Origin of the sequence: Nostoc sp. (assembly GCF_036917155.1) — a bacterium.
GTDB lineage: Bacteria > Cyanobacteriota > Cyanobacteriia > Cyanobacteriales > Nostocaceae > Nostoc.
The window spans coordinates 1-10,554 of the sequence record NZ_JBALDZ010000009.1 but is presented as its reverse complement, the minus strand read 5'-3'; the positions used below and the strand labels follow the sequence as shown (position 1 = coordinate 10,554).

The window sequence follows — 10,554 nt, the reverse complement described above, 5'->3', positions numbered from 1 at the left end:
CAATTACCGCAATACAAGGTTTAGTCAATCAACATACCGAACTTCTCTCTGTGCTTGAGTCTCAAGCCCTGAAATACCAATTAGATAGCTAGGGTATTTGGGGACTTAGCAGAGGATGTTTGGAAACAAGGTGGATTTCCCTTTGATGTTCTCCTATTATTAGCTATTCACAGCACTGCTCAACCGAAACTAGATGTTTTTGTCTCATACTTGACAAAGCTCGGAGTGTTTTGGGGTGTATTTCCAGTAGCAGCAATGATTTCGCTGTTGTTGCTGATTCGACAAAGGTGGCGTGCAAAAGAGTTCTTACTCACAGCCTCGGTGGGCAGTATAATCATTAATCAGACAGTGAAGCGGTTGCTGCACCGGGCACGTCCTCATCTGTGGGTAACACCTGCTCCAGAATTTGATTATGGCTTTCCGAGTGGTCATGCGATGGCTAGTATGACTTTGGTGGCAGTTTTGATTATTTTGAGTTGGAACAGCCGTTGGCGTTGGTTTGTTGTGATTATAGGAACCCTGTTTGTCTTAATAATTGGTTGGACACGTTTGTATCTAGGAGTCCATTATCCAAGTGATGTATTAGCCGGATGGATGGTGGCATTAGGCTGGACAGTTGGAGTCAGTTTCCTAATCAACTCACATCCAGTTCGCCGGAGATATCGATAGTAAACAAAGTACGTTCAATCGCAAAGAACTCATGCAACATTGGTCTATGCATGGGTTGACTGATAATTTTTTGTTGTGGTCAAATAATTTATCGTACTAAGCACTGATAGATTCAGATAACAGACCTGACAGTGACTGATTTTAGAACTGTGAGACTGCTGTTGAGCGTTTATAGCGCAGATCAGTGCAATAATTAACTGTATTTAAATCTATATTCGCAGAGAGATTACAGTTATGGGTTGGTTACAAAGACTGTTTGGACAGGAAAAGCCAGAAGATGCTCAAGTTAACCCAGATCCGACTCTAATTGCTGATAATTCCGAATCGGGGGAAACTATTCCTCTGGAACGAGTCGGACTAAATGGAGAATATGACCAAAGTGGTTTAGCAAAAAGAGTCGCCCTAGCTTTTGACGAAGATTCACAATTTGATGAGATTGATTCTATCTATGTTGCTCAGTTAGGAAGTAGCGTAGTTTTAAAGGGAGAAGTAGCAACACAAGAGATATTGGCACAATTGGTGGAGACTGCCAGAGGGGTGAGTGGCGCTACTGATGTGCAGAGCGATGAAGTCAGTATCGCATAAAATATTGGGAATTAAATAATTAAATATTAGAGAATTAACCGCATGAACAATCAACTTAAACCTCGTCAACTGAGCATTGTAGTGACGTTATTTACAGTGCTGATGCTAAGTAGCTGTGGTAAAAAACCTGAAGAATCTACTACCACTACGCCTCAAACACCAACTGCTGTTGCTCCAGCTAATCCTGCCTCTAGTACAGCAGCTAGTCCTATCCCTGGAAATACAACTTCTAGCTCTAAGAAGCCAGCATCGGCGGAGAATAAAACAGCAGTTTTAGCAGCAGCACAAAATCTCGGGGTGAAACCACAAAACCAAACAACTTGCCCAAGTGATGCACAGGTAAAAGGCAAGATTACGAATAAGAGAGGCAACATTTATCACCTACCCAAAACTTTAGATTATGAAAAAGTGAAGCCGGATATTTGTTTTAAAGACTCAGCAACAGCACAACAGGCAGGTTTCCGTGCGCCTAAGTGACAAAGCACTCCTTAAACTCCCAATTATTTAGAGTTATCACTTAGTGTTATACCAATTCGCTGCTTTTGGCAATTAAACGCCATGCATTGTAACTAAATACCGAATAGCATTTTTCAGGCAAGCGATATCAGGGTAATGGTTTTGGTTAACATAGAAATTACTCTCCTCAAAAATCAAGTATGCCCAAGACTTGGAACTTAAAGATAGATAAATATTTTCAAGCCAACCCCAATTGCATCATCGCCACCGCCCATGTAGACTCATTCCCTATAGACCTGCCGCTAGAACCGAATATCCGGGAACCGAACCGCAAAAGCGCGACCTACAGACAAATGTTCGACTCACTGACAACCGAACCCGAAAAATTCTTCTCTCGTCACAGTGGAATCGTTCTGTCAGCCAATAAAGTTAAGCCTATCAAGAACAAAACTGAACTGGAGCTAGAAGTCTTAGAAGCTAACGAGGGCGGTAGTGATGGCATTATTAACGGTGGTCACACAGTTTTAGCATTTGAGCAAGCGAAAAATTACAACTACAATTTAACCGAAGCCAGAGTAAAAGTTACGATTCACATCGGGCTGACTGAAGAATCAGCCAAAGATATAGCTCTAGCTTCAAATACGACAACGCCAGTAGATTCTCGCTCCAAAGTCAACGCCAGGGGTGATTACAAATTCATCAAGCAGTATTTAGCCCAGTTAGAACAGAAGGAAGATAGGAAATTCCGCATCGCTTATTATCAAAACCAAAGCGGCGCTCCTAGAAATGCCCAGTGTAATGTCACCCATTTGCTCAAGCTGCTTTACTGCCTCGACAGAAATAAATACAACCCAGACGGCAATAAACGAACCAAACACCCAGTAGGAATGAGTCTTCCGAGTAACATCACAGACGCAGAAAGAGAAAGATTAACCGCTTTACTGCCTTTGCTAACTCATGCTCTGTGGATAGAGCAAAGACTGTACGAAATAATCCAAGACTATATCAGCAATCCTAGAAGAAAGGGTGCTAACGATTTAGCTTCAATAGATATACGTAAAACGACGTTATTGCCTGACAGCAAGTATTCTTTTGGGTTTGGTGCGCCAACCGACTTAGCACTACCGATAATCGCATCATATCGGGTATTTCTAGACAAAGACTATAAATGGATTCTGCCGTTTAACGAATTTGCCGAAGATTTCCTGCAACACTTGTGGAATAACTACTTCCGCAAATACTTGGTGTCGGAGAAAACAGCAGGAAATACAGTCGGTACAAAAATCAGCCGTAATCAAGAGATTTGGGAAAGTTTGTATATATCAGCGCAGAGTTATCTAAATCAGCACTTGATGAAAATGGTCAATTCCAGTAAGGAAGAAGAACCGAAGGTGACAGAAGGTGCAAACAAGAGGGGAAAAGGGAAAAGTAATGGACTCAACGCAACCACTGTCTCTAAATAAATAGCTTTCAATCTACAATATCAACTCGCTTTAATGCAGCCATTAATTCTGTCATAAACTCAACAAAGACGCGAACTTTAGCACAGAGATAGCGTTTTTGCGGGTACAACACGGAGATCGGTAATCCAATTTGGGTCGCGTAGGATTGAAGAATTGGTTGGAGGTCTCCACGCGCGATCGCTTTGGCTGCGATAAATTTAGGAAATTGAACTACACCGGCTCCTTGAATGACTGCCTCTAAAATGACTTCTGAATTATCGAATCGCAGATAACTCTCAACACAAAGGTCAATCGCTTTTCCATCCTGTTCAAACTTCCATTTAGGCTCTCGCCCAGTCTGTGGATAGATAAAGTTGACACAGCGATGCTGCAAAAGTTCTGTGGGTATTGTGGGCGTGCCATACTGAGCGAGATACTGCGGTGAGGCACAAGTGATGTAGCGTGCAGTTGCCAGATGGTGCATGATTAAACGGCTATCACTGCTCATTCCAATCCGCACTGTCGCGTCAATGCCTTCCTCAATCAGATCGATCACGCGATCGTTAAAAGAAACATTCAGATTGAGCTTTGGATATTGTGTGACAAATTGCAGCAGAGCCGGAGCGATATGTATTTTGCCAAACACAAAGCTCAGATCGAGCCGCAATGTTCCAAGCGGCATTGATTGCGATTGTTTGACTTCGAGTTCGGCTTCTTCCAAATCGTTGAGAATTTGCTCAGAGCGTTGATAAAATCGGTTGCCATCTTCGGTCAGGGTCAAACTGCGAGTTGTTCGCTGGAGCAAGCGCACCCCCAAGTCATCTTCCAAGCGCAATACGGCTCGACTCACGGCTGAAGGAGCCATACCTAAGTGTCGTGCTGCCTCCGAAAAGCTGCCAGATTGAGCGGAGCGGATAAAAATCATCAGGCTTTTGAGCTTGTCCATTAACCGAAACGCATCTTTGAATTTTTTGCACAACTGTTTTGAATTTTAACTACTTTTTCTTTTTTTCTGCACAAGCTACTGTTTAGACAAGATAAATTTCAAATACACAAACAGCATTAAAAAAACAGACATGACACAGCAAACAACAGCAGAAAAAATTATCTTAGTCACCGGAGCCACGGGCAATCAGGGTGGCGCAGTGGCGCGTCATCTTTTAAAGCGCGGTAACTTCAAGGTACGTGCTTTTGTGCGCGATCCAAACAAGTCCGCCGCTCATGCACTCGAACAAGCGGGGGCAGAACTCGTTGCCGGAGATTTCAGCGATCGCGCGTCGCTTGATCGCGCTCTGCAAGGTGCTTATGGTGTTTTTTCATTGCAGACTTTTCTCAAAGAAGGCGGATTATCAGCCGAGATCCGAGATGGTAAAAGCGTTGCAGACGCAGCTTCATCGGCAGGTGTCGAGCATTTCGTCTACAGTTCTGTGGGCAGCGCCGAACGCAACACGGGCATTCCCCATTTCGACAGTAAATTTCAAGTCGAAGAGTACATTCGCTCGCTGGGCTTGCCCTACACAATCATGCGTCCAGTTTTCTTCTTTTACAACTACGCCTCAATGCGTCCAATGGTGGAGCAGGGCACGCTCTCCCAACCGCTCAGTCCTGAAACAAAATTGCAGCAACTTTCTGAAGAAGATTACGGAGCAATGGTCGCTGAGGTATTCGATCGCCCCGCCGAGTTCTTGAACCGCGAAATCGAAGTCGCCAGTGTGGAGATGACCATGCCAGAAATCGCTGCCGCGTTCAGCCTCGTGTTGGGCAAAACCGTCGAATACCAGCAAATTCCGTTTGAAGCGTTTGAGCAGCAAGCTGGGGAGGAAGTGACCATTATGTATCGCTGGTTTGAGAATGTCGGCTACGGAGCGGATTTAGCACAGTTGAAACGTGACTTTCCTTCCTCAAGCGACTTTGAATCCTATCTGCGCGACCACGACTGGACAAAACCAGATTAAAGCGCGTCCTATGTCAGGTCAAAAATGTGAATTGACACAATTTACTATTCTTCAGTCAATGACCTAAAAATCAGACATAAACATTGAACGATATTTATTTGACGCTATTGATTTTGAAGGTGATTTTGAATAAAACTCGTACTGAATAAAAACTGGGACGAGTTTTATTTTTTCTAGCCAAATGGATGTTTATGAGGGTTGATTTAATTTGGTCATGAGAGTACCTTCAGCAGTGTTTACAAAGGTGTCTCGATCTGAAATGATTGCTTGTGGTATTAAAGTAGTAGAGTGAGTGGTAATTCCTGGCAGCTTTTTGACAGCAGTGCCGATAGCCATAAACTCGATAATTCCACTACCTAACTGATAAACATAAGTTTTAATCCCAACAACGAGGTCAGCGCCACTATTACGAGCATCAGTGGCGATGTTGGCAATGGCTTGTTCGCGTGCTTCGTAAATTAATGTAGTTAATTCATTAATTTCACCACGTACAAAGGACTTGAATGCGGATGTGATTCCTCCAACAAAACCAAGAGAATATACGGAAACACCCAAAACCAATTTTAAAGGCATATAACCCAGGTTGATCAGATTCCACATTTCCTGATTAGTTAAATCGCTGGTAATAGGACTTTGACACCATGCTCTTGTAAGAGCAGGATGGTTTGATGCAGTACCAATCATTACCATCTCTTGCATCCCGGCAAAGGGAATAATTGATGTCTGAATTCCAAGCACAGCATTAGCACCTATATTTAAGGCTTCAGACTGAATTCGCTCTAAGGCTAAGTGACGGGTTTGGTTGAATATAGAGGAAAATTCTTTAATTTCTCCACGTTTTAAACTTTTGAGGGAGCCAAGTATTCCACCGCCGACTCCAATGGAGTAGGCAACATTGCCAAAGACAAACTTTTTCGGTACAAATCCGGCATCAATTTGGCAGTAGAGTTCCTGTCCGTCGGCAGAGGTAGAAAATTCTAATTTTTCAGATTTTTCGTCACCTTGGTGAACACAGGAGCCAATGGAGAGGAATTCTACGTTGCCGACTTGTTGCACTAAATCATTGTTAACGCCTGTGATGCCAATTCCGCCATGCTTTTCTGCTTCAGCCAACATTCGGGCATAAGCTTTTTGCCTTCCTTCATGAATGATGCTAGTAATTTCAGAGACTTCTCCGCCAACAATGGTTTTGAGTCCTGATGAAATTCCCCCAATTAGTCCCAGTGAAAAGACACTGTTTCCAATGACTAAATCTCCCGGATACATACCCTGTTGTCGAAGACAAAAGATTTCATTGCCAGAGAGTCCGCTGATTGCAACCATGCCTTTGACTCCAGTAATTTAGATCAGTGTATAATGACCCCGTTCAAAATGGGGAGTTAGTCATTTATAACTGATTATCAAGGGATAAGCTGGGGCTTGGGCTTCAGCTATTACCCATTCGGGTTGCATTGCTGTACCGCAACGGACTTCTTGAGACTGAAAAACTGAATAGTCTTATAAAGTTGATATTCAGAATGGAACGGGCGACAAAGGCTAGTCGAATTATTGTGCGCTCATTAGATATCTTTGTCAATGTTGCTAAATGTTAAAGGAAAATTAAAAAAATAGTTACGTGAAAGCAAGGGTTAGAAGCAGGTTATCTTTACTGCTGACTTAGGATTGGGGAAATATTCTTATCAACTGTACTAAGATAGCTTCTAAGCTATTTAGCGCAGCGTTAGTGGTTCTTTGATGTTCATCAAAATGACGTTGATGTTCTTCAAAATTTCTTTGTTGCTGTTCCTGACTATCACGTAGTTCAAGTAATACATTATCTAAAACTGCACTACGACTTAATACACGGTCAACATTATTTGTTAAATTATTTACGTTATCAGTCAGATTATCAATCTTAGTGGTTAGTGCTGCTATAGCTTCAGTATTCCTAATAGCCAATACTTCAATACGGTCTAATCTATTTGGTGCTTCAAAATCAGACATAAGTATTTATTCCTTATCTTTAATAAACAAATAAAATTATGAGCTAGTGTACATCGACTGTTAAACCTGATTCCACCAATTTCCACTAAATAGGATACTTCCACGGACTCTACTACATCCACTACCGCAAGGAAAGTTAAGGAAATACCAAAAAATAAAAGGAAAACTTTACTATCACCGCATTATAGACGTTTATTCCCCTTTTTGAACCAATAATTTCCCAGACACCCCAGCCGTAAAACCCAACCCAATCGCCGCCACAGTCACACCGGGCTTAATAAACAACGTCGCAATTCCGATAAATGCACCCCAAAGACCAATACAGTTCAGATAAGACCAAAACACTTGTAGAGACGGCGATTTGTCGCGTCTCGAAAACCCAAAATTTTTGCCAGTGGCCCTTAACCCAAGCGTATTGTATTTTAGAGGAAAAAAATCAGAATATTTAGCGCAGCTTCATCAAGAATTGGTATGAGACCTAATTCTTTTCATTGCCATTTCTAAACTTAATTTCATTCGTATAAAAGCTTTGACAAGATTTCCAATTTCATCATTAGAAACCTGTTTAAAATCAACTTCTAAATGTCCTGTACTCACTTCTTCGGCAATACGAGTTATGCGCTTAAGAGGAAGAATAACTTGTCGATTCAAAAAGATATTAACCAAAAGGATTACTACTATAAAAACAGCAGAGACAAGTCCTACTATTAATAAAGAGGATTGATGAGCTTTTTGGATGATTTTACTTGCTGGTAGAGACACAAATTGAGCTGCTACAATTTCATTTAAGTGCCAACCAAATCCATTGACTGCTCCAAAAAGGTCAATCATAGTTTTTGGAGCAGTCTCAGGAGTACTATGACACTGAAGACAAGCTTGCTGCCTAATTGATAGCGGACGGCAAATATAAAATACGTCGCCAATAGAAAGTGAGCGAAATCCATTCACCTGTTTTAAATCTTTTTCTTTTCTAAAACGCTCTAAAATGTTTGCTTCAAAACTATCAGCTTTATCCCGAAGATTTGTAGGATTTAGTGCTGCTTCTTTATAAAAGAAATCCTGATATTCTGGTTTTTTTCGTAGAATTTCAAAAACTTCTCGTGCTGAGTATGCGGATACAACTTGGGGCAAAAACTTCTCTTCTAGTTTCAAAGAGAGTTCTGGATAGATTTGGGTAAGTGTGTACTCACGTATAGAAGTCATTGTGTCAATGAGTGTTAAAGCTCTTGAGGCTATTTCATTTGTCGCATTCTGCCTCAGCAATGCAGAAAGAGCTAACCCACTTAAACTCATAACTACTACAAGAATTACGAGTAGCAAAATTGTAAATTTTTGTCTCAATTTTAAGTTTTTTAACATGCTCTTAGAATAGGTGGAATTGAAGAAGGCAGGAGGCAGAGGGCAGCTATGCTGAAGGTTCAATGTTTTGTAGGGGATTCAACACCGTACTTAATTGGGTCCACCAAATTTTAAATTTAGTGGGGGTCTTAAACCGCAAGTTCGTTTTGGTCACGGACAGAGAGCAGAAAACAGTATTCCAACTGAAATTCCTGCCTCCTGCCTTCTGCCTTTCTAGATAAAAGTACAAGAGTTATGTCTTATCTGTAAGGGCAGGTTGAGGTGGATTTTCATCGAGGAATGTAAATAACTAGGACTAGCCCTTTCAAGGTGAGTAAAAATTTTGCTCAAAAAATTCCTCTTTAATCTCTTAACTCTGTGTTTTCTGCGTCTCTGTAGTTAAATAAATTACTTTAAACCGCAGAGACATAGAGAGTGCAGAGAGAAAAACAGAGATTTTACGAGTCACCTTGAAAGGGCTAGTCCTAATAACTACAAAATAACTTTGTAGGGTTCCAGATTCAGGTTCACATTTTTTTTTAAAGTAGATGCCTTGCGGGGAGACAAATAGTGTGAAAGGGGTCACTATGCCGAAATGGAAAAATTGTACTTTAAGGAATTGAGTAAACCACGACCAGGCAGATTTGTTGCGCGTATTGCAAAAATCAAATATTAGTCCTATATTTCCATGCATCCTCAATATCTCGCGCTGCTTGAGTAGAAATCCGAAATCGACTCATAGAGCAATACGGTTCAGTTAGGGCTGAAAGTATTGTAAATTAAGCATTGTCCCAAGAATGAAAATGAGCGTGTGGTGCATCTCAAAGATTTCTTATTGGTGTCTCCAGATATACAAAGTAGTGACGTACTGAAAGCAATCGAGACAGCAATTCCAGCTTTTGCCATCGAACAGGCGATCGCTAATACCAATGAACTTAAGCATTCAACAGATTGTGCCGAAGGACGTTGCGTTAATGGAAGCTCTATTAGCGACCTTTGGTGAGGCGTTCGATCAGGTGGAGACCTACGGGAATCCACCTAGTACAGACTACCTGCGGCAACTGCTTGATAGTGACTACTTCATTGCGATCGCCGCATTGAAAGAAGGTGAGGTTGTTGGCGGTCTTACTGCCTACGAGCTTAAAAAGTTCGAGCAGGAGCGCAGCGAGATTTACATCTACGATCTAGCTGTTGCCGCCGCACACCGACGGCAGGGGATCGCAACGGCATTAATTCAGAAGCTGAAGGAAGTAGCAGCAGCTTATGGAGCTTATGTCATTTTCGTCCAGGCGGATATCGGTGACGAGCCAGCCATTAAACTTTACACAAAGCTGGGCGATCGCGAAGACGTATTGCATTTCGACATCGCAGTTAATAGCGATAATGACAATTCCTAATGCTGATCTGAGTGGTTCATGATTGAGATTTGTGGTGAGCGATTGTCAGCTTTAGCATCAGCCGAGATTCAAGGCTTGGAGTTTAATGGCTTAGTGGTATTTGAAGATTTGTTGATGGCACTGGGCAAAGCAAATGTATCAATAATGAAAGAGAGCGACCTAACTCTTGAAAATTTGCGGTTACTAGATCAAGTTTGGACGGGAGAAAATATGCGAGTGTTTGAATTAATTTCCATCTTGGAAAAAGATAGCGAACAAGATTTTTAATCAAGATGCCCTCGCTACAGCAATTGTGCGGATTCATAAAGTTAGCTGATTAATAAGTCCCGCATAAACACGGATTCATTCTTGCTGCCTTTCAGTAAAACTGCATTATACAAGTTTTGAAGGTGCATTTATGACTGATACTACACTGTTAGATAACCGTATAAATAAGCAAATAAAATTTTAACCATTAGAAGCGACAGTAGCAGCAACAGAAGAAGAGTCAGTAATATTAGCCGAAAAGCTCACACAGGTGGCAATTCCTTTAGAAGTACTGTTGCAAGCACTTAGTATAGCTAAATACGATAAGTCAGCAGCTTTTCAATACGCCGACAACTACTTAAACAAAATTAAAAATAAAGAGTGGATGTTTGTAACCGTTCACAGGGGTAATTAGTTGCTGAAATCAGGCAAAATAGAATGGGTGAAGGGGTTACAGCAATTAAAGGCAGAAGTTAATCCATG

Annotated in this window: 12 protein-coding genes; 8 read left to right on the top strand and 4 right to left on the bottom strand. The window is 41.5% G+C overall.

Going from position 1 to position 10,554, the window contains the following annotated elements; translation table 11 throughout:
• The first annotated feature begins 210 nt into the window (after window positions 1-210).
• The 4 genes from V7K67_RS01130 (at window position 211) to V7K67_RS01115 (ending at window position 3,173) form a co-directional block, all read left to right on the top strand.
• On the top strand, window positions 211-669 hold the full coding sequence (locus tag V7K67_RS01130; protein ID WP_335164895.1) for a phosphatase PAP2 family protein: 459 nt from the start codon (window positions 211-213) through the stop codon (window positions 667-669).
• 234 nt (window positions 670-903) lie between these two features.
• A complete protein-coding gene (locus tag V7K67_RS01125) occupies window positions 904-1,254 on the top strand; it encodes a phospholipid-binding protein (protein WP_335164893.1) in 351 nt (116 codons plus the stop codon).
• Between the two features lie 42 nt (window positions 1,255-1,296).
• The gene (locus V7K67_RS01120) at window positions 1,297-1,731 is read left to right on the top strand and encodes a sunset domain-containing protein (RefSeq protein ID WP_335164891.1); all 435 of its coding nucleotides are present in this window, start codon (window positions 1,297-1,299) and stop codon (window positions 1,729-1,731) included.
• A 179-nt stretch (window positions 1,732-1,910) separates the two neighbouring features.
• A complete protein-coding gene (locus tag V7K67_RS01115; RefSeq protein ID WP_335164889.1) occupies window positions 1,911-3,173 on the top strand; it encodes an AIPR family protein in 1,263 nt (420 codons plus the stop codon).
• 7 nt (window positions 3,174-3,180) lie between these two features.
• On the opposite strand, the gene V7K67_RS01110 is transcribed toward V7K67_RS01115, so the two are convergent.
• Window positions 3,181-4,098 carry a LysR family transcriptional regulator gene (locus V7K67_RS01110; protein ID WP_335164887.1) on the bottom strand — a complete coding sequence of 306 codons (918 nt, stop codon included), beginning with the start codon at window positions 4,096-4,098 and terminating at the stop codon, window positions 3,181-3,183.
• 130 nt (window positions 4,099-4,228) lie between these two features.
• Here V7K67_RS01110 and V7K67_RS01105 point away from each other — a divergent pair, with 130 nt between their 5' ends.
• Window positions 4,229-5,107, top strand: a complete 879-nt coding sequence (locus V7K67_RS01105; RefSeq protein WP_335164885.1) for an NmrA/HSCARG family protein — start codon at window positions 4,229-4,231, stop codon at window positions 5,105-5,107.
• A 189-nt stretch (window positions 5,108-5,296) separates the two neighbouring features.
• Here V7K67_RS01105 and V7K67_RS01100 read toward each other — a convergent pair whose 3' ends face one another.
• The 3 genes from V7K67_RS01100 to V7K67_RS01090 all read right to left on the bottom strand — a co-directional run bounded on the left by V7K67_RS01100 (window position 5,297) and on the right by V7K67_RS01090 (window position 8,449).
• Entirely contained in the window at window positions 5,297-6,430 is a 1,134-nt protein-coding gene (locus V7K67_RS01100; protein ID WP_335164883.1) for a heavy metal-binding domain-containing protein, read from the bottom strand.
• A 333-nt stretch (window positions 6,431-6,763) separates the two neighbouring features.
• Window positions 6,764-7,090 carry a hypothetical protein gene (locus tag V7K67_RS01095; RefSeq protein WP_335164881.1) on the bottom strand — a complete coding sequence of 109 codons (327 nt, stop codon included), beginning with the start codon at window positions 7,088-7,090 and terminating at the stop codon, window positions 6,764-6,766.
• A gap of 459 nt (window positions 7,091-7,549) precedes the next feature.
• Window positions 7,550-8,449 (bottom strand): Tll0287-like domain-containing protein, encoded by a 900-nt coding sequence (locus V7K67_RS01090; RefSeq protein ID WP_335164879.1) that lies wholly within the window; start codon window positions 8,447-8,449, stop codon window positions 7,550-7,552.
• A gap of 790 nt (window positions 8,450-9,239) precedes the next feature.
• Between V7K67_RS01090 and V7K67_RS01085 the strand changes: the two genes are divergently transcribed.
• From V7K67_RS01085 to V7K67_RS01075, 3 genes are read left to right on the top strand one after another with little or no spacing between them, the layout of a single operon-like run.
• On the top strand, window positions 9,240-9,431 hold the full coding sequence (locus tag V7K67_RS01085) for a hypothetical protein (protein WP_335164877.1): 192 nt from the start codon (window positions 9,240-9,242) through the stop codon (window positions 9,429-9,431).
• Entirely contained in the window at window positions 9,358-9,825 is a 468-nt protein-coding gene (locus tag V7K67_RS01080) for an AAC(3)-I family aminoglycoside N-acetyltransferase (protein WP_335164875.1), read from the top strand. The genes V7K67_RS01085 and V7K67_RS01080 overlap by 74 nt, the downstream gene beginning before the upstream one ends.
• A gap of 18 nt (window positions 9,826-9,843) precedes the next feature.
• A complete protein-coding gene (locus V7K67_RS01075; RefSeq protein WP_335164873.1) occupies window positions 9,844-10,092 on the top strand; it encodes a hypothetical protein in 249 nt (82 codons plus the stop codon).
• The last annotated feature ends 462 nt before the right edge of the window (window positions 10,093-10,554 follow it).

What these genes read in the sequence shown, in the direction of transcription:
- V7K67_RS01125 (WP_335164893.1), top strand. Translation starts at nt 904, where the DNA reads ATGGGTTGGTTACAAAGACTGTTTGGACAGGAAAAGCCAGAAGATGCT.
- V7K67_RS01120 (WP_335164891.1), top strand. Translation starts at nt 1,297, where the DNA reads ATGAACAATCAACTTAAACCTCGTCAACTGAGCATTGTAGTGACGTTA.
- V7K67_RS01115 (WP_335164889.1), top strand. Translation starts at nt 1,911, where the DNA reads ATGCCCAAGACTTGGAACTTAAAGATAGATAAATATTTTCAAGCCAAC.
- V7K67_RS01110 (WP_335164887.1), bottom strand. Translation starts at nt 4,098, where the DNA reads ATGGACAAGCTCAAAAGCCTGATGATTTTTATCCGCTCCGCTCAATCT.
- V7K67_RS01105 (WP_335164885.1), top strand. Translation starts at nt 4,229, where the DNA reads ATGACACAGCAAACAACAGCAGAAAAAATTATCTTAGTCACCGGAGCC.
- V7K67_RS01100 (WP_335164883.1), bottom strand. Translation starts at nt 6,430, where the DNA reads ATGGTTGCAATCAGCGGACTCTCTGGCAATGAAATCTTTTGTCTTCGA.
- V7K67_RS01095 (WP_335164881.1), bottom strand. Translation starts at nt 7,090, where the DNA reads ATGTCTGATTTTGAAGCACCAAATAGATTAGACCGTATTGAAGTATTG.
- V7K67_RS01090 (WP_335164879.1), bottom strand. Translation starts at nt 8,449, where the DNA reads ATGTTAAAAAACTTAAAATTGAGACAAAAATTTACAATTTTGCTACTC.
- V7K67_RS01080 (WP_335164875.1), top strand. Translation starts at nt 9,358, where the DNA reads ATGAACTTAAGCATTCAACAGATTGTGCCGAAGGACGTTGCGTTAATG.
- V7K67_RS01075 (WP_335164873.1), top strand. Translation starts at nt 9,844, where the DNA reads ATGATTGAGATTTGTGGTGAGCGATTGTCAGCTTTAGCATCAGCCGAG.